This window comes from Aliivibrio logei, assembly GCF_001691055.1.
GTDB lineage: Bacteria > Pseudomonadota > Gammaproteobacteria > Enterobacterales > Vibrionaceae > Aliivibrio > Aliivibrio salmonicida.
The window spans coordinates 572,216-591,020 of sequence record NZ_MAJU01000004.1; the positions used below are offsets into that span (position 1 = coordinate 572,216).

General features: G+C 39.2%; 15 protein-coding genes. 7 read left to right on the top strand and 8 right to left on the bottom strand.

The window, feature by feature from the left end; all coding sequences use genetic code 11:
* Positions 1 to 98: 98 nt before the first annotated feature.
* Both A6E04_RS02775 and A6E04_RS02780 read right to left on the bottom strand, forming a co-directional pair.
* A complete protein-coding gene (locus tag A6E04_RS02775) occupies positions 99 to 2,117 on the bottom strand; it encodes a flavohemoglobin expression-modulating QEGLA motif protein (RefSeq protein WP_422614044.1) in 2,019 nt (672 codons plus the stop codon).
* A gap of 222 nt (positions 2,118 to 2,339) precedes the next feature.
* Positions 2,340 to 2,663 (bottom strand): MaoP family protein, encoded by a 324-nt coding sequence (locus A6E04_RS02780; RefSeq protein ID WP_017021615.1) that lies wholly within the window; start codon positions 2,661 to 2,663, stop codon positions 2,340 to 2,342.
* Between the two features lie 132 nt (positions 2,664 to 2,795).
* Between A6E04_RS02780 and hdfR the strand changes: the two genes are divergently transcribed.
* A complete protein-coding gene (hdfR, locus tag A6E04_RS02785) occupies positions 2,796 to 3,659 on the top strand; it encodes an HTH-type transcriptional regulator HdfR (protein ID WP_023602828.1) in 864 nt (287 codons plus the stop codon).
* Between the two features lie 70 nt (positions 3,660 to 3,729).
* Here the strand turns inward: hdfR and rsgA are convergent, their stop codons facing one another.
* Positions 3,730 to 4,773, bottom strand: a complete 1,044-nt coding sequence (gene rsgA, locus A6E04_RS02790; protein ID WP_065609851.1) for a ribosome small subunit-dependent GTPase A — start codon at positions 4,771 to 4,773, stop codon at positions 3,730 to 3,732.
* A gap of 292 nt (positions 4,774 to 5,065) precedes the next feature.
* Here rsgA and A6E04_RS02795 point away from each other — a divergent pair, with 292 nt between their 5' ends.
* The 3 genes from A6E04_RS02795 (at position 5,066) to A6E04_RS02800 (ending at position 7,792) form a co-directional block, all read left to right on the top strand.
* Positions 5,066 to 6,412, top strand: coding sequence for a magnesium transporter (locus A6E04_RS02795; RefSeq protein ID WP_065609853.1), 1,347 nt, complete (start codon positions 5,066 to 5,068; stop codon positions 6,410 to 6,412).
* A 309-nt stretch (positions 6,413 to 6,721) separates the two neighbouring features.
* Positions 6,722 to 6,895: a hypothetical protein gene (locus A6E04_RS21245; RefSeq protein WP_175365406.1), complete on the top strand. Its 174-nt coding sequence runs from the start codon at positions 6,722 to 6,724 to the stop codon at positions 6,893 to 6,895.
* Positions 6,896 to 7,015: 120 nt separating this feature from the next.
* Complete coding sequence (locus A6E04_RS02800) at positions 7,016 to 7,792, top strand: glycine betaine ABC transporter substrate-binding protein (RefSeq protein ID WP_065609855.1); 777 nt, start codon at positions 7,016 to 7,018, stop codon at positions 7,790 to 7,792.
* A 121-nt stretch (positions 7,793 to 7,913) separates the two neighbouring features.
* Here the strand turns inward: A6E04_RS02800 and A6E04_RS02805 are convergent, their stop codons facing one another.
* The 4 genes from A6E04_RS02805 to A6E04_RS02820 form a co-directional block, all read right to left on the bottom strand.
* Positions 7,914 to 8,759, bottom strand: coding sequence for a universal stress protein (locus A6E04_RS02805; protein WP_065609857.1), 846 nt, complete (start codon positions 8,757 to 8,759; stop codon positions 7,914 to 7,916).
* Positions 8,760 to 8,770: 11 nt separating this feature from the next.
* Positions 8,771 to 10,258: a SulP family inorganic anion transporter gene (locus A6E04_RS02810; protein ID WP_065609859.1), complete on the bottom strand. Its 1,488-nt coding sequence runs from the start codon at positions 10,256 to 10,258 to the stop codon at positions 8,771 to 8,773.
* Positions 10,259 to 10,769: 511 nt separating this feature from the next.
* Positions 10,770 to 11,645, bottom strand: a complete 876-nt coding sequence (locus A6E04_RS02815) for a DMT family transporter (protein ID WP_065609860.1) — start codon at positions 11,643 to 11,645, stop codon at positions 10,770 to 10,772.
* 81 nt (positions 11,646 to 11,726) lie between these two features.
* A complete protein-coding gene (locus A6E04_RS02820) occupies positions 11,727 to 12,101 on the bottom strand; it encodes a nuclear transport factor 2 family protein (RefSeq protein WP_065609861.1) in 375 nt (124 codons plus the stop codon).
* Positions 12,102 to 12,216: 115 nt separating this feature from the next.
* On the opposite strand from A6E04_RS02820, the gene A6E04_RS02825 reads away from it, so the two are divergent.
* Positions 12,217 to 13,083: a LysR family transcriptional regulator gene (locus A6E04_RS02825; RefSeq protein ID WP_065609862.1), complete on the top strand. Its 867-nt coding sequence runs from the start codon at positions 12,217 to 12,219 to the stop codon at positions 13,081 to 13,083.
* 79 nt (positions 13,084 to 13,162) lie between these two features.
* Here A6E04_RS02825 and A6E04_RS02830 read toward each other — a convergent pair whose 3' ends face one another.
* Entirely contained in the window at positions 13,163 to 15,025 is a 1,863-nt protein-coding gene (locus A6E04_RS02830; protein ID WP_065609864.1) for a PhoX family protein, read from the bottom strand.
* Positions 15,026 to 15,728: 703 nt separating this feature from the next.
* Between A6E04_RS02830 and A6E04_RS02835 the strand changes: the two genes are divergently transcribed.
* Both A6E04_RS02835 and betI read left to right on the top strand, forming a co-directional pair.
* Positions 15,729 to 17,795, top strand: coding sequence for a M4 family metallopeptidase (locus A6E04_RS02835; protein ID WP_065609866.1), 2,067 nt, complete (start codon positions 15,729 to 15,731; stop codon positions 17,793 to 17,795).
* 378 nt (positions 17,796 to 18,173) lie between these two features.
* Positions 18,174 to 18,782 (top strand): transcriptional regulator BetI, encoded by a 609-nt coding sequence (gene betI, locus A6E04_RS02840; RefSeq protein WP_065609868.1) that lies wholly within the window; start codon positions 18,174 to 18,176, stop codon positions 18,780 to 18,782.
* The last annotated feature ends 23 nt before the right edge of the window (positions 18,783 to 18,805 follow it).

Below are 18,805 nucleotides of genomic sequence, written 5' to 3' on the forward strand. Positions count from 1 at the left end.
CTGGTTGAATTTAGCATTCATCATTTAAGAAAAAATAGACAAAAAAAAGCCTGCCTTTCATTAAAGAATAAAGGCAGGCTGTATCGTTCGTTATTTCACTATCGAATCGATTTCATCAACCAATCCAATACGGGATCTTTTTCGCGTGAAATTGAAAGCGCTTTAGGAATAAACTTAGGAGCAGGTAATATATTACGAGCAATCAATTCATCCAAAATAGGTTTAAATTCAAACCCAGTTTTGCCTAAGAATAAAGACGTTAAATCTTCTTTCTCGTACATGTGCAATGCATCACGTAGACCTTTTAGATACAAGTAATCTTTGGTAAAACCGCCACCACGATAAGCCCGAGCCGTTATCGTAAACGCACTGTCATCATTTTGATCATAATCGTGTTTCAAGCAATGGAATGTTTCAGAAAACGAATCCCCTTTCACCATTTTATGAACCGCAATAACGCGCAATGCCAGCGTTTTTAAACGTCCTAAATTGAAGCTACCCGATAAGTGCTCACATAAAATAGCGAGCCCTTCTTGAGTGTGGGTATTGCCTGGTAGACCTAATGTTAAGATCTTCAATGGTTGTTGCTCGGCATTAATGCTCGTCACCATGTGCACACCCAATTCGTGATGAATTAAGGCATCCAAATCTTTCTTGCCAAACATCACACCCGTATTCACTTTCAGTGTTTTTCCGCTCACCATTGCTCTTGCAATTAATTGTGTTGAGCCGATCACTTTACACTTAAAGCCATACTCGTCAGCCGCTTCATGAAACGCTGCCATCGCCTCTTTCGGTGTTACCGTCTGCGCTTCTGGTTCGTCATACTCTTTTGCGTGAAGAATAAAGTTAGCGTTAGCAATGTCTTGATCATCTGGCTGACCGTAATAGCGAAGCGAATTATACAAGAAATCGTCCGTACCAATACTGGTCAACAAATCGATTCTCACCGCAAGCTGATCGATCACTTTACGGTACAATTTCTGCAAATCAGCATCACGAATGTCATCAACGGGTAAACGATACAATTGCTCTCTGAACAAGTACGGATCGATGTCTAATTGTTTATACGTAAAATTCGGTTCATACGTAAACGGCTTCGTTAAGAAACGGCGTTTTTCTTGACGTAAATTACTTGGGTTAATGTAACTCAGCGTATTGATGCCTTTGGCAATCTTAAATAACGCGCGGTCTACCTTGTACGCTTCTGCTGATAAAGTAGACGCTAATATTTGCCCTGGCGTTACTTTCTTTTTTGCACCTGAACGACGAGAAAGCATGGCGGCAACGTGACCACTGATCACTGTTTTTAGCTCTTCTTTCAGTTTCTCAATCACCAAAGGAAAACTTTCTCCTCGGCTTTCATCCATATAAATTTTCTTCACGCCTAATGGGAAGATAACGGTTTTTGAGAAGTGTTCTTTAACAAACGTCGCTTGATAGCCAAGACCGGTGCATACGCTGTTTTCTTGTGCATCAACATCAATATTTGGTAATTCAACATGATTCAAACGATCCAATAAATCGTTAATTTTTTTACGCCAGCGACGCGCATTAATTTGTTTTGTTCCCACATTAAACGTAGGGATCGCTTCATCTGTGCTTTGATAATTGTACGAACGAAGATCATACACAGAACAAATGCCAAACTCATTTTCTAACGTGGTGAGTAAGCAATGTAAAATTCGGTAATACGTCGCGTGTTTTGACTTACTCAGTTCACTTTCTTTTTCTGCTAATGGCGATGTCCATACGTTATCAATGCACGTCGCTTCCGTTTTATCTATATCGTATTCATAGCGAGAATCTAGTGCCAATAATACGATTGGTAATGACGAAATAAAATCACCAGAATACGGCGATTCTTGCACATAGCGCTCGCTGTCTGACAACGTACATAGCTCACTCAATGACGCACGCATTTCATGACCGTTATGCACCGCAGTCGCAAGGTAAGGCTGATATTCGCTGATTCGAAGGGTAAGGCCACCATCCGATAATGTCGCTTCAAAAGGAATTAGGTTTTGAATTTTATTTACTATTTCACTCTCAGAAAGAATCTGCATCATTAATCCTTTTTCTACATCCATTTTATTGTTGTTTATTTCTTCTTTCATACTCACAACATGTTCCCCAAATTAATGATTTACGTTGCAGTCTGATCCGATTTTAGCGATTAACTGACTGTATTGCTTTATTCAATATATTTACCTACCGCTTTTAGTTAGCCATAGGATTGCGTATTTATAAAGCGACCTTTAAGCCGCCTTATAAAAATGGCCTCTCGATGAGGAGAAGCCATTAGAGTTTATGTTTGGTTTGCGATCAGAGATCACAGACTAATCGTCATCACCATCGGAGTGACCATCTGTATTATCTGAACGCTGTGTACCACATAATGTGTACAATTTTGGTTTTGTGTTACTTAATTTTAGATATTTAAGCCAACATAGAGTAAATTCAGAGGTAGACTTCTGTTCTGATGCTACTTCTTGAAGAAAAATGCTCTCTCGATCACTAATAGGTACCATAGAGCCTTCAGATAAGGCTTTCATCGTACGGCCGTAACTTTCAAGAATTGCCGCTTCTTTAATAGTGAAACCACTGCGGCTGAACCCTCTTTTAAAGCGGGCATCATCATAGAATTTTGAACTTGTTCTCATCGCTTATTCTTTAATTATAGGAGATAAGCGTATATTTAGTTCAGCTGATGGATTATGTAAAACGAAAAAATTTCGTCCTTTCGATAAAACTTTTTTATGGTCAGGCTAACCTTTAATTATGGGATGAATTCTTTGGACACTGATTTACTTAAAACCTTCTTAGAAGTGACAAAAACGCGTCACTTTGGCCGTGCTGCTGAGCACTTATTTCTCACTCAATCCGCGGTCAGTTTTAGGGTTCGACAATTAGAATCTCAGCTAGGTAATCCTCTGTTTACTCGTCAGCGCCATAACGTTCAGTTAACGGCAGCCGGAGAGCGATTATTACCCTATGCTGAAGCCATTTTGCAAACGTGGGGCAGGGCAAAACAAGATGTCGCATTAACTGAGGATTACAATTCTCAAATCGCCATTGGAGCGAGCCCACTGTTTTGGGAATTTGATGGTATTTCCGATTGGATCAATGGCATTTATGCATCTATTCCCGGCCTTGCTTTGCGCTTAGAATCGATTCGTCGCCAAGATTTATCAAAATCTTTACTTGATAAGAATGTCGATCTATTTATTACCAGTGAACCTCCGAAGATTGATGGTTTAGGCGTATTAAAGATCCGTGATTACCAATTACAACTCGTTTCTCATGATCCAGATTGTCAATTAAAAAGCAGTCAAACGCTTCCTTTGGTGTATCTCGATTGGGGAGCTAAGTTTGCGATTCAGCACAGTAAGATACCCGAGCTACAACGCACGCCAATTTTGCATACACACTCTTCTCGAATGGCGTTAGATTATTTGATAGCAAACTCTGGGGTTGGTTATTTGCCTGCGCCAGTTGTGAACCAGAGCATTGAGGATGGCGATCTTTACGTCGTTGATAACGCCCCCATCATGGAGCAGCATCTGTACTTAGTATGGAAAGAGAAAAGCGAGAAATCAGAATTGATCGAACGAATTTTAAATATAAAGCCGAATAATGTCGCGGAAAGTGTTCAATAACAAAATAGATAAAATGAAAGCAGTGACATCGCACTGCTTTCTTTTCGTTTGATACTATTTGATTTGTCTTTTAGTATCCTTTCTTACGTTGGCGAGACTCTGTTTGAACAGAGTGAATCATTCTACCAAGCGCTCTGTCTTTTAAGCGTTTTTCCGCTAACGTTTGACTGTTCAACGCTTGCTCACGCATTAATTTTTGATAGCTGACAAAACGACGAGACTCTAGCTCCCCCTCATTCAAGGCTTTTTGGATTGCACAACCCGGCTCATTATTATGAGTACAGTTCCCAAAACGGCATTGGTCAATGAAATACGTAATTTCATGGAAAGTATCGCTCACGCCTTGCTCACAATCGCTTAATTGCAGCTCTCGCATTCCAGGAGTATCCATTAGCAACCCGCCTTGTGGCATCCACTTCAATGCGCGTGAGGTCGTTGTATGTCGACCTTTGCTATCATCTTCTCGAATACCACCAGTTGCTTGTGCGTCTTCTCCCATTAAGGCATTAACCAGTGTTGATTTCCCAACACCTGATGAGCCCAATAGCGCGATGGTTTTTCCTTGTGTACAATATCCCATCAGTTCTTTGATATGCTCACTGTCTAGTGCATTTATCGCATGAACCATCATGAATCGATTTAACGTTTGTACTTGGTAGCGTTTTTCCTCGCTGTCATCACACAAATCTGCTTTAGTCAGTATAATCACAGGTTCTACATCAGCTTCTTTAGCCATTGCTAAATAACGCTCGATACGGCTTAAATTGAAATCATTATTTAATGAACAAACAATAAATAAACTATCAACATTAGAGGCAATAAGTTGGTTATCCACCTTAGAGCCCGGTGCTTTACGTTGAAATAATGATTGGCGTTCCAACCCTCTTTCTAACTTTAATTGCTCATCAAACAAAACCCAATCACCAACACACACACGATCACTGTTCGGTGTTTGTAGTAAATTAAATTGGCCTTCTTCGCTCAATACCACCACACCACTTCGATGCTGTTCTATCACTCTACCTATTCGCAGTTCGGTCAGTTCCTCTAACGTTAGCTGCTGCTGGAAAAATGGACGCCATCCAAGTTGAGGCAATGAAGGTAGTAAATTCATGTTGATCTTCCTTTGGGCATCTTGCCCATAATCTTAAGGTATATGAGAGTCCGTAACTCTCGGCAAAGATAATAATCACTTTGCAATAAAAAAGATTGAAGAAAACCGACAATTTTGAAATTTAATTACATCTTTAAGATGATAATTTACTGCCTTTCACCGATTTATTATGCCTTTGTAAATAAATACTAGGATCAAGGTTATTCGCTTGTTTTATATCAGCTATATAACCATTATAATTATTTTTATTTCCCTATAGTTTAAAGACGCTGCTTTCTTATGGAGTAAGAGATTGAACGAATTCCAAGACTTATCATCCCAGATTGATCCCCTATTTAATGCAGACCCACAGCAGCAAGTCGAATTACTCGGTGAGTACGTTGAACATGGCTTAGACAACGGTTCTTTTGCCCGTATTTTAGAAGCCTTCCCCGTTGATCAACGTGTGCAATTGTGGCGTCGTCTGCCATTAGAAATGCATATTGATGTATTAACCGAAATGCGTGCTGACGCGCGTGTTGCTATTCTTGAAGCGCTATCTGAAGCAGAGTTAAATTTCACGCTCGCTAAACTGGATAACTTATCGTTAATTGAATGGGCAGAGTCTCTACCTGAAGATATTTTCAGCCTTGCTTTGCAGCTTATCAACCGTGATGAGTTGGATCTATATGACGACGCAAAACAATACGAAGACGATGAAGTTGGGCATTGGGCTGATAGAAAAATTGCGACATTGCCTTTTAATGTCAGTGTTGGGCGAGCTAAAAAACTGTTAAAAACCAATTTATTTGAATCTCACCAGTACATGTACTTAATTAACCGTGCGCATAAGTTTCACGGTATTGTGCAATATACCGATATTTTAATTGCTGACGATTCAATAAAAATAAATACCCTTAAAATTGAAGATTGCCTAGCGCTTAATGTGCATCAGCCATTAAGTGAAAGTATCGAAGCTATTGAACATTCCGTCGTACCCAGTGTAGCGATCATTGACGATGAGAATACGTTAATTGGCCAACTCGATTGGCAGTTTGCAATTAACACTCAACGTGAGATTTATGAAACTCGCTTAATGGCCGGTACGGGTATGGATGAAGGCGATGATCTATTTTCCCCTATCTTTCGAAGTTCTAAAAAACGTGGGCTGTGGCTAGGTATTAATTTATTAACCGCCATTCTCGCCTCAATTACGATTGGATTATTTGAAGATGTGATCACTCAAGTGGTTGCACTTGCGGTATTGATGCCGATTGTGGCTTCAATGGGTGGTATTGCTGGTAGTCAAACATTAACCTTGATGGTTCGTGCCATGGCGCTCAATCAAATCACCCCCGGTAACCGCTTTACCTTATTAAAAAATGAGTTGGGAATTGGATCGATTAACGGGTTGTTATGGTCGTTGATTATCGGTGGTCTGGCTGGCGCATGGTTTCAATCGTTCGCTTTGGGAGCCACCATCTCCCTTGCCATCATTATCAACATCATTACAGCCGCGCTATTTGGCGTCCTTATTCCTATCACATTAGATAAGTTTAAATTAGATCCTGCATTGGCCGGTTCCGTCATATTAACCACGGTTACTGATGTTGTAGGCTTCTTTGCTTTCTTAGGCACCGCAAGCCTTGTCATGATGTGATTTCTCAAGCACTGGGTTGCACAAGCGCCCAGTGTTTTTTCATTCCACCTAACCATCACAACCGCTAATCTCATCTTCTATTCAAATACTCAGTATCAAATCACTTCCCTCAAAATTTAGCCCGCTCGCTCACCGTATTTATCTCTAATCAATTATCTGTCATTGCACTTTTATTATTCAGATTTTACGAATAATCATTTCGAATATTACTCAATTATCAAAATTAAACGAATAGATATAATAGTTATCATTAGGCAATAACGACAACAGTGAAGACTAAAAACCGAACTTATATCAAAGGATATAATCATGAACACATTAAATGAAACACACACAAAACCAATGTTAAATCAAAGTGTTATTGATAATATACCTTTTGATTTTTCAGCTAACGACATTGAGATTTTTGATTGTAAAACATTATTGATATTAGAAAGTTCATTGATCATTTCTGCTTGTGCTTTCTACCAAATTTTATTTTAAATAAATACCGTCTCATTTCTGTATGAATAAATGGTATACGTTTAAAAACACCTTACGAAATAACAAAGAGGAACAAATCATGAGCGAAGTTCATTCTTATCACCTATCGGATAATCTGTTATGAAACATAAGATAACCCTCGGGGTCACTAACCTTTCTTTTCACCAACTCACGGCATCAATAATTACTCATGTTTTAGTAGAGATGGGATTCGAAGTAGATCGAATTTACTCCCCACATCAAGACAACTTTGAGAAATTAAAATTAGGCGACATTGATATGCTGGCTTCTGCTTGGCTTCCCTCTAGTCACGGTATATATAAATCTGATGTAGAAGAGACGGTAGAGTTACTTGAATTAGGGCTGCATTATAAGCCATACGCACTCTGGGGCGTACCAGATTACATCCCTGAAGAATCCGTATCTGAAATAAATGATTTATTAAAACCTGAAGTGCTTTCATGCATGAATAAAAAAATTCAAGGCATTAACCCAGGTGCTGGTATTACTCGATTTTCTATCAAAATGATGGATGTATACGGCTTAAGCCATGCAGGTTACACCTTCCATACAGGAAGTGAAGAAGATTGCTTTGCCGCATTCGAACAAGCCGTTGAGAATAAAGAATGGGTTATCGTTCCATTATGGAAGCCACAATTTTTACACCATAAATACACTATTCGTGAAATTTCCGAGCCAGAAGGTTTATTAGGTATCGTCGATCGCGCAGTGTTATTACTCCGACAAGATCGCGCAACTTATTTCACTCAAGAACAAATTCGAAGATTAGATTCACTTACATTCTCCAATGAGATTATCGCGGCTCTCGACTATCAAGTTTCCCGAGAAGGAAAAGATATCGATGAAGTAACCAAGCAATGGCTTAATAATCAGTAATGACCAAAAAACCAATGCGATTACTTAATCTCTCAACCATAAAAAACGCCTAAAGAAATTTACTTTAGGCGTTTTTCTAATAAGAAGAAAAAATGCCTAGGCTTTACGTATCATTGATTGACTAACGAATGACTAAGATCGGAACCTTACTTTTCGCCAAAACTTCCGTTGTATTGCTACCAACAAAAAACTGTCTCAATTTAGAATGCCCATACGCCCCCATAACAAACAAACCGACCTGATGTTGCTGTTGATACGTAAGTAACGCTTCATCAACCGATCCCGCCAATACGCTTTCATTAACGCTAAGGCCTGCGTCTCGCAACTGCGTTGCTGCTTGTTCAAACTCCGTACTCTTATTGCCAGAATCATCAACCATCACTAAGTGACATTCTAAACCAACTAACAACGGCGTCTTCATCGCTTTTTCAATCAGTTTATGACTGGTTGGGCTACCATCAAAAGCAATCAGATAAGAATTAGGCACAGCAAACGGCTCACTAACAACCAAAATATGCGCGCTAATAGATCGAATAACACTTTCAAGTTGTGAGCCTATTGTTTTGTTAATGCTGCTCTCTTCACCTGATTTACCTATCACTAACACCCTAATTTCATTTTCTAAATCAATGAGGCTATCAAGTAGGTTTCCATGTCGTTGCAATTTACGGACATCACTCACGCCCTCTTTAGATGCCCACGTCTTTGCTTCTTCCAGTAATTTATTACCGTGTTTAAGTGCTATTTTACTGCGTGCTTCATCAAGATCGGCCAGTTCATTAAGCAACTCTTCTTGGCTTCCTAATCCTATTTGACCTGACAACTCACTCACGACGGGTCTCATGGTTTTATCAAGTGCGTGCAATAGAACAAGTGGTGCATCGACCTTTTTTGCCACCCACGCACTCGCTTCACACGTGGCAAACGTAAATGTAGAACCATCAATACACGCTATTATATTTTTCATTCGTTTTATCCCTAATGTCCGGCCAATAGTTTTTCGACTTCTTCTGGTTTGTCATGCACACCAAATTTATCCACGATAGTCAGGGTCGCTTCATTCATCCCAATCAGATCAACGTGAGTGCCTTCTCGACGAAATTTGACCACCACTTTATCTAAAGCGGAGACAGAAGTAACATCCCAGAAATGCGCTGCCGATAAATCAATCGTTACGCTTTCTATCACTTCTTTAAAATCAAACGACGTTATAAACTTATCTGATGAAGCAAAGAACACTTGCCCTATTACGGTATATTTACGAGGTTCATTCTTATCCGTATTATTTTTTATCACCATCATACGGCTAATTTTATTGGCAAAGAATAATGAGGCAAGCAATACGCCAACCAGAACACCAAGCGCTAAATTATGCGTCATTACCACAATAATCACCGTGGCTAACATAACAATATTCGTTGATATTGGGTGCTTTCTTAAATCAGTAATTGAACTCCATGAGAAAGTACCGATAGCGACCATTATCATCACGGCAACTAAGGCCGCCATTGGTATTTGCTTCAACCACGGGCCAAGAAACACCACCATAATCAATAAAAACACACCTGCTGAAAGTGTAGATAAACGTCCACGGCCGCCCGACTTTATGTTAATCATTGATTGTCCGATCATCGCACAACCCGCCATACCACCAAGAAAACCCGTAAAGATATTGGCAAGCCCTTGGCCTTTACACTCGCGGTTTTTATCGCTGGTGGTATCGGTGAGATCATCGACAATCGTTGCTGTCATCATGGATTCTAATAAACCCACCACAGCTAAACCAATAGAATACGGCAAGATAATTAATAGCGTTTCTAGGTTTAAGGGCACATCAGGCCATAAGAAAATTGGCAAGGTATCTGGCAGATTCCCCATGTCTCCCACGGTACGAATATCAATATTAAATGACATCGAAATGGCGGTTAATACAACGATACACACCAAGGGCGAAGGAATTAATTTACCGATCACCGGTAGGTATGGGAACAGATAGATAATCCCTAAACCGGCGGCAGTCATGGCGTAAACATGCCAAGTTACATTTGTTAATTCAGGAAGTTGCGCCATAAAAATCAATATGGCTAACGCATTCACAAAACCTGTAACCACTGAGCGAGAAACAAAACGCATCAAGCTACCGAGCTTTAAATAACCCGCTAAAATCTGCAATATTCCAGTAAGTACAGTAACGGCAAGTAAGTATTCTAATCCGTGTTCTTTAACTAACGTGACCATCAACAGTGCCATTGCACCGGTAGCTGCAGAGATCATCCCAGAACGACCTCCCGTGAAAGCAATAACAACCGAAATGCTGAAAGAAGCGTACAACCCAATTTTAGGGTCAACACCTGCGATAATAGAAAAGGCGATAGCTTCAGGAATTAAAGCAAGAGCAACAACAATACCCGCAAGTAAGTCACCACGGATATTAGACATCCAATCAATTTTGAAATTTTTTAACATTGAATTCTCAATTTATGCACGGAAATACGCACCAGAAAGAGATCTGGGGTGTAAATAAGTACTTCTTTGATAATACCAATTCCAGTAATTCCTAGTCCTTATTACTGGTCAAATCACATAATAGCGTCGCTAAAAATTATTTAAGTAGAATAACTACTTATCAGAATATCAGCCTTACTCTTAAGTGCTTTTCCTGCGTAATAAATAGACCATTTAATTAATGGCATGGTATGAGTTTTAGCGCGGAAAAGTGGCCGAAAGTACGGCAAAGAATTAACAAGCGCAAAGAGTTAAGCCGAATACTCAGGTGAGTACAGTGCTTAGGTTAGCAATGAGAGCTATAGGGGGGATGGAGCGTTTAAGGCGGCGTAATTAACACAGTGATCAATATCCTCTAAATCAAACAGGTCACCAGTCTATATTTACGAAGGTATCAATTCAATTTCCATTATCGGTTCTTTAGGTTCCATTAATATATCTATGAAAAGTACGATATTAATGGAAGCCATTATTACATCAATTTTCTAGGCAGCAACTTCCTATAAAAACCCGTTACAAACATGGTTCCAGTCACAACTAAAATAGTACCTATAATGGCATTTATTCCGACGGTTTCTCCTAAGAATAAATAGCCCCACAAAATACCAAACGCAGGAATAAGGAAAGTCACTGAAAGCGCAGAAGAGGCACCTAACTCATTAATTAATCGGAAATACAATAAATACGCAAGGCCGGTGCAAACCGCACCAAGCGCAAATACTGACAACATAATATCTGAGCTAATTGTTTCTCTTACTGGAATAAAAGGAACCAACGGTAGCACCAAGATTACAGAAGCCCACATACTGCCGTGCGCATTATTAAAGGGCTCAACACTTGGGGCATTCTTTGCGTAATTAGTTGCAATACCGTAACTAAACGCCCCCACCAAAGCCGCAATCATTGGAATAATCGCTTCATCACCGACATTAATCGCTTCCCAACCAACAAGAACACTCACTCCAATCATACCTAGAACCAAACCAAATACGACTTCTTTGGTTAGCCAAGTTCGAGTCCAAACTGCGCCAATAATGGCTCCCCAGATTGGGGCACTAGAGTTTAATATCGCTAATGTTGAGACATTTAACACCTGAGCGGAATACGCAAACAATAAAAAAGGTAAGGCTGAATTAAATAACCCTAAAATAAAAAAATGCTTTAAATTAGAAGTGAACTGCAGTGATTTTTTAAGAAAGAATGAAACGACTAATAAGGTTAATGCCGCAAAAGCAACACGAGTTTCAATCAAGACAGCAGGACCAAGAGGGTTGGCTGCAATTCTGACAAATAAAAACGAACCACCCCATAGAGCTGCCAAGGTAAATAGGCTTAATATATTAATCATCCATAACTCCGATAATGAGGTGTTTTTCGAGTGTGGTTGATAATGATAAATTACTCAACCACATTATTTAAAAAGTGCTTTTTAGCGCTCACCTTGTACTTCAAAATCATCAGAAATTAAGCGAGCTTTACCATCTTCTTGAACTGTCCAATGCTCGCTGTGTACAACACCAAATGCTTTGTTCATCGTCCAATTAGCCGTTAATAGATAACCATCTTCACCGATAGGTTCCCATTTAACCTCTGTATAATCAACATCAGCAAAGCCTTGATCCATGATGTTTTTCCAAAACACTTGGATCTCTTCACGGCCAGTAAACGTTCCAAATGGACGAGCCTCCATAACGGTACCTTCCGCGTATTGCGCTGCACAACCGGCGGCATCTTGAGAGTTAAACGCTTGCTGCCACGCTGAAATACCTGCTTTACATGCTGCTAAAATTTGTTCTTGAGTCATGGTTGTTTCTCCTAATGTTTGTATGAGATGGACTATACGTGCATTATTAACACTGAAAAACAAACTAATTAGAAATCACTGTTTAATAAATTCAAACAATAGGATTGGTAAGAGTATGAACAAACTAAAACAAATGACACTCTTTATGACCATCGTTGAAACCGGTTCCATTACTAAAGCGGCAGATAAACTTGAACTATCAAAATCCGTCATTAGCCAGCACTTAAAACAATTAGAGAATGATCTCTCCGTTCCATTATTAAAACGTACTACTCGTAAACAAGTATTAACGACTTCTGGTGAGCGCTTTTATCTGCAATGTTGCGAGATGCATCAGTTAGCCGAAAAAGCATGGAGTGATATCTTACACCAGCAACAATTCCCTCAAGGGAAACTGACGGTCACAGCACCACACGCATTAATGAATAGTATTGTTATTCCGGCATTAAGCTCCACTTTTAAAACACACAAAGGCGTGGCGTTAAATTTAATTGCGCATGACGGGCAGCTCGATTTAATGCAAGAAGAAATTGATTTAGCGATCCGAGTTGGAGAATCCAAACTCAGTAATTTAAAACAAAAACGCATTGGAACGGTACAAGATGTATTGTGTGTTGCGAGAGATTACTCTCCTAGCAACTTAGAAAATATAGAATCCGTTCCTTATATTGCAAACCATTGGCAATCAAAACAGATCTCACATTCCTTAATTAATACAAAAACAAAAATCGCACACCGCTTAAATTTTACCGCCACACACCAAGTGAACACGGTTCAAAATAGCTTAGCATTAATTGAGAATGAATTAGGGGTTGGTTTACTGCCTGAGCTTATTTATTTACAACATCAAACAACAGTAAGAAAAGCACTGCCCAATAACGAGATCGCGCCTTCTAATGTGTATGCATTACATCCATTCCATGGTCAAACACCGATAAGTGTAACAATGGCAATCGAAGCGATTGAAAGTGCATTAAATTAAAAAGAAAAACGCCAATTCATCGGGGCGAATTGACGTTTTATTCGTTATCTTGAGGATAAACGATTTTATAATAGAAAAGTTAGCTTCCTATCACACCGCCGTTATCTTTAGTGATCATTACAATGGTTGAACGTGGTTTATTGTCCCCACCTTGAGGGAAATGCCCAGACGGATGTTGCACGCCAACAAACATGGTTTTTTGATCATCAGAGAACGTTAATCCCGTAATTTCACATCCAATTGGACCCGTTAAGAAGCGGCGAATTTCACCCGTTTTAGGATCACCACACAACATTTGATTATTACCTTGCCCTGCAAAATCGCCTTTGTTTGAATAATTACCATCGGTTTGGATCCATAAACGCCCCGCCTTATCAAAGCCAATACCATCAGGGCTATTAAACATATTGTCTTTATTTATATTGTCACTGCCTGCGTACAAGTTGCCTTTATGAACCGTTGGATTACCTGCGATTACATATAAATCCCACTGGAATGTATCGCTAACATGGTTGGCATTGGTGGGTGCCCAACGCACAATTTGTCCGTAATGGTTTTCAGCTCGTGGATTAACACCATCAACCTCTTGGCCTTCTTTTACGCCACGGTTTTTATTGTTCGTTAATGTGCAAAATACGTGTTTTTTATCAGGATGCACTGCAACCCATTCAGGCCTGTCCATCGTTGTCGCACCCACTTGTGTGGCGGCACGTCGAGCAAAAATCATCACTTCCGCTTGGCTATTAAATCCATTCTCTTTGGTTAATCCATTTTTGCCATAAGTCAGCTCTAGCCATTGACCATCACCTTCTAGCTTGTCATCTTTCATTACAAACTTAGCAACGTAAAGTGTCCCTTCTTCTAGCAAGTCTCGGTTAGCTGATTTATTGCCTTCTTGATATTTGTTTTTTGATACAAACTTATAAAGATGCTCACCACGCTCATCATCACCAAGATACACAACCACATGACCATCATCGTTCACAACTAAGGCGGCATTTTCGTGTTTAAATCGACCCAGTGCGGTGCGTTTTAATGGCGTTGATGTTGGATCATTGGGATCAATTTCAACCACCCAGCCAAAACGATTTGGTTCATTCGGATTTTTAGCGACATCAAAACGATCATCAAAGTTATGCCATTGATATTTACTTTGCTCAGCTTCAATGCCATAGCGCTTATCATCAGCGGTTAATGCGGCTTTCGTTTCTGAACCAAAAAAGTCATTGAAGTTTTCTTCACAAGTTAAATAAGTGCCCCACGGCGTTTCACCATTCGCGCAATTATTGAATGTTCCTAATACTTTCTTACCCGTTGGATCTGCTTTAGTTTTCAATAAATCGTGACCTGCTGCTGGCCCGGTTACTAACATTTCTGTATTAGCAGTGATACGACGGTTTGCTCGACCATTAATATCCATCGTCCATTGACCATTTTTCTTCACGATTTCAACCACCGTAACACCTACGGCTGCTTGTGCTTTTTTCACATCGTCAGCCGTCATCGTATTGCCTTCATGAGCAAACAAATATTCGTAGTTGGTGTATTCATTATTTACCGCAAGAATGGCGCGATCATTTGATAATGGAAACACACTCATTCCATCGGTATTATCACCAAATTGCAGCGCTTGAGCTTTTGAGTCTTGTTTGCCATTAGGATTAAATTGAGGGGCGTTAGCAAAAATTGGGTCTCCCCATGACATTAACGTACTAGAGCGATATCCTTTTGGAACAACAATATTGTCGCTTGTTGATACCGAGATAGTATCAAAGTTTAATAACGAGTTATCCATGCTACCCGCGATCGCTTTTGCCACTGGATTCAATGCTAAAAATGCACCAGCACTTGCTGCAGCAGTTCCCATCAAAAATCCTCGGCGAGATAAACGTGCATTAACCATGTTGCTAAAATCTGATTCTTTCTCTACAAAATTGCTCATCATACTTCCCTTTTGAAATCGTTATTTTTATAAGTGTGTTTTATATAATCAGCTGTAGCCTAAAGGGGAGTTATGACAGTTTCGTGGAAGATTTGTGTCGGTTTTATTGCTTGTTATTAAATTAAGATCCGGTTTCAAACAACAAAGGCAATTATTTACATTATTACAATGTGATTATTCACCAGAACAATCCATATTAAACACCTTTACAACGTTAAGGTAATAGAAGTAAATAATAGATCAGATGACAACCAGTAATAAAAATAATTGTTATTCATTCATGTAGTAATTAATATATTTCAATATTTAGTTTAAATACAAATTAATACAACTTATAAACAAATATATAAATTAAAAATACCGACACCGATTATAACTTAAGTATAATTAGTCACTTAACACCGTCATCTTGATATTAAAAACAACCACTTATAATACACTTAATTTTCTATATAAATAAACTAGGCACTATAATCCAAGTTTATAATTTTATATAAAATAAAAACAACCACTAAATGATAATATCATTAATAAAAAACAGTTTATATTTAATAATTAATATTAAAATACGGTTATAAATTTATTTTTTATTGACTCAAGATCATAAAATTAAATACACACGCTTTAGGTTTATATTAAAAAATACAAATAATACGCCGGAGTTATTAAAAATATAAAAACAATAAACCGGAAGAATATACTAATGAAAAAACAATATTTCGTCTTGCTAGGACTAACACCTTTCACCTTTGCAGTACAGAGTGCTACCGTTCTTGATGTTCAAGATGTCGATATAACTAAGCTTCTTAATCCATTAAGTACCACAAATGCTGCAGGTCCCCCTAACCAATATAGCTTCACAGAACAAACTCATATTGAACAACAAGGAAAAAAATGGGTTCGTCATCAACAACGGTATCTCGGTATTCCCATCTATGGCCAATCTGTCGTGTCATTAAAAGATCACTATGGCGTTGCTCAAGCCATCACTGGTAATGTTATCCAAGATATAGAGAGTGATATTGGGTCGACTCTACCGCTCATCAATCAAGATCAAGCCATTAACATTGCGAAAGGAACGAATAAATCCAATGTAAAAAGAACAACAACATCTGCCCATACTGACGCAGAATCCGCCGAATTAATGATTATAATTAATGATCAAAAAATGGCACAACTTATATACCGTGTTTCTTATTTAACCGTTAAAGATAAAGCCCCATCCCGTCCAATCACGATGATAGATGCCAAAGATGGTCGTATTCTCGATCGTTGGGAGGGCATTGCTTTTAAACAAGCAGAGGGGGTTGGCGGTAACCAAAAAAGTGGGCGCTACTATTTCAGTGACAATAGTAAATTTGGTGGATTTGAAGTCAATGATGCCTGTCAGATGGACAGCAAAAACGTGGTGACTCTTGATATGAATAGCAGTACGTGGAGCGGACGCATACACCAATTCACTTGTCCTGAGAATACCGCTCGTTCAGCTAATGGCGCCTATGCTCCGATGAACGATGCACAATATTTTGGTCAACGAGTCTTTGATATGTATGGCGAGTGGTTAAACACTCGGCCAATCCGTCAAAAACTAACGATGCGCGTTCATTATGGTAATAACTACGGTAATGCATTTTGGGATGGACAACAGATGACCTTTGGCGATGGAGGATCTTACATGTATCCACTGGCTACCTGGGATGTCATTGCCCATGAAGTTAGCCATGGCTACACCGAACAAAACTCCAATTTAGAGTACCGTGGTATGTCTGGAGGTATGAACGAATCCTTTTCCGATGTCTCCGCCGCGGCATTGAGTTATTTTGTTCACGGTTCTTTCAATTGGAAGATGGGTGAACACGTAATGAAACATTCAGAAGCAATGCGTTTTTTCATCAATCCATCACAAGATGGTGCGTCCATTCAACATGTTAATCAATATTATAATGGCATTGATGTTCACCATAGTTCGGGGATTTTTAACCACGCTTTTTATCTTCTTGCGACCAGTCCAGACTGGGATATCAAAAAAGCATTCTTAGTTTATGCAACTGCGAATAAACTATTTTGGCAACCACGTTCAACCTTCCAACAAGGGGCTGAAGGGATTTGTCAGGCTGCAACACAACTCGGTTATGAAACGCAGTCGATTGCTACGGCCTTTCAACAAGTAGGAATAACAGTACAACGCTGTGAAAGCTCAACGCCGAATCCACAGCCACCGATACCCAATCCAGAGACGCCAACGCCCTCGAATGAAGCCACGTTAGTATTAAATCAGCCAACGGTAATAAAAGGAGTTTACGGTGACAAACCACGCTTTAGACTGAATAATCCGCCATCCAATGGTTACGTTAGTATTGATACTTTCGGAGGCCAGGGAGATATTGATATATTCATTGCCATTGATCGCCAACCAACACCGACGGATTACGACTGTTCCTCTCAAAATTCTGGCACCGACGAAAGTTGCTTATTCTTAGATTATCCCGCCAATAGCTATCATGTATTGGTCGTAAGTAAGTCTGATTTTTCTGACGTCATTTTACTCATTGCAGGAAACAGTGAATCGACACCGCCGCTACCTACTCCACCGGTACCACAACCTGAAGATTATTGTGCATATGTACCAGAATGGAGTCCATACAACCACTACTATTATCAGGAAATCGTACAATCGAAGGGCTATATGTTCCGCTCCCTTCAACCATCATCAGGTTGGGATCCTTATTTATACCCAACAGTATGGCAATACCTTCGCCCTTGTCGATGAGTATCAAAGGCGCGATAAATCATCATAAAAAGCCTTAATATAAAAAGCAGTTTTCTAATGTTGAGAACTGCTTTTATTTTTATCATCATTACAAACATCACGATTCAACATTCCCATATTAGACAATGGAAATTTCAGGAAAAAATCAGCAGTCTATCAAAACGATTACACCTCAAATCTTTACACCTCAAATATAAAAATAATTAAAACATTAATTAACAATTTTATAACCACACGCAAACCACTGTTTATAAAAGAATTTAAACAAAAACAAAGCATTTCAAAAAAACCAAGATCGAAATAATAATTTGTACTCTAACTAAATATCTGTCATTTTATAATTAATTGAACGTTCAATAAAAAATAAAAGGACAGCAAATGCCCAAGGTAGGGATGCCTGACATACGAAAACCACAACTCGTCAAAGCGACAATGACCGTTATTGGTCGTGTCGGTCTACACGCAGCGAGCATTGCTTTAATTAGCAAAGAAGCGGGGGTATCTACAGGGATCATAAATCACTATTTCGGAGGTAAGCACGGTCTTCTCGAAGAAACCATGCGTGAAATTCTTCGCCAACTGTCTAATACCATCACGACTCAACTGAAAAGCTTACCTGTTGACGCTCACCAACAGCGTATCACTGCCATTGTTAATGGTAATTTCGAGGGCTATCAAGCAGAAAATGAAGTCGCTAAAACGTGGCTCGCGTTCTGGTCTTACTCGATGCATGACGCTCAATTAAAGCGTTTACAGCGTGTAAATGAAAAACGATTGCTGTCTCATTTGAAAATTGAATTAAAAGAAATGTTTAATAATCAACAAGCCGAACTCGTTGCTCACGGGATAGCGTCGTTAATTGATGGTATATGGCTAAGAGGTACATTAAACCCCGAAGGCATTGACGCAAATAAAGCCCGTACCGTCATTAACGATTACCTTGAAAAACAACTCTCATTTTATTCAAAAAATAAAAACCACTCATAATAATTATTAAGTCAGAGATTAAA

Coding starts and splice junctions, on each gene's coding strand:
- A6E04_RS02775 (WP_422614044.1), bottom strand. CDS start 2,117: ATGAAAGAAGAAATAAACAACAATAAAATGGATGTAGAAAAAGGATTA.
- A6E04_RS02780 (WP_017021615.1), bottom strand. CDS start 2,663: ATGAGAACAAGTTCAAAATTCTATGATGATGCCCGCTTTAAAAGAGGG.
- rsgA (WP_065609851.1), bottom strand. CDS start 4,773: ATGAATTTACTACCTTCATTGCCTCAACTTGGATGGCGTCCATTTTTC.
- A6E04_RS21245 (WP_175365406.1), top strand. CDS start 6,722: ATGAACACATTAAATGAAACACACACAAAACCAATGTTAAATCAAAGT.
- A6E04_RS02800 (WP_065609855.1), top strand. CDS start 7,016: ATGAAACATAAGATAACCCTCGGGGTCACTAACCTTTCTTTTCACCAA.
- A6E04_RS02805 (WP_065609857.1), bottom strand. CDS start 8,759: ATGAAAAATATAATAGCGTGTATTGATGGTTCTACATTTACGTTTGCC.
- A6E04_RS02810 (WP_065609859.1), bottom strand. CDS start 10,258: ATGTTAAAAAATTTCAAAATTGATTGGATGTCTAATATCCGTGGTGAC.
- A6E04_RS02815 (WP_065609860.1), bottom strand. CDS start 11,645: ATGATTAATATATTAAGCCTATTTACCTTGGCAGCTCTATGGGGTGGT.
- A6E04_RS02820 (WP_065609861.1), bottom strand. CDS start 12,101: ATGACTCAAGAACAAATTTTAGCAGCATGTAAAGCAGGTATTTCAGCG.
- A6E04_RS02825 (WP_065609862.1), top strand. CDS start 12,217: ATGAACAAACTAAAACAAATGACACTCTTTATGACCATCGTTGAAACC.
- A6E04_RS02830 (WP_065609864.1), bottom strand. CDS start 15,025: ATGAGCAATTTTGTAGAGAAAGAATCAGATTTTAGCAACATGGTTAAT.
- A6E04_RS02835 (WP_065609866.1), top strand. CDS start 15,729: ATGAAAAAACAATATTTCGTCTTGCTAGGACTAACACCTTTCACCTTT.
- betI (WP_065609868.1), top strand. CDS start 18,174: ATGCCCAAGGTAGGGATGCCTGACATACGAAAACCACAACTCGTCAAA.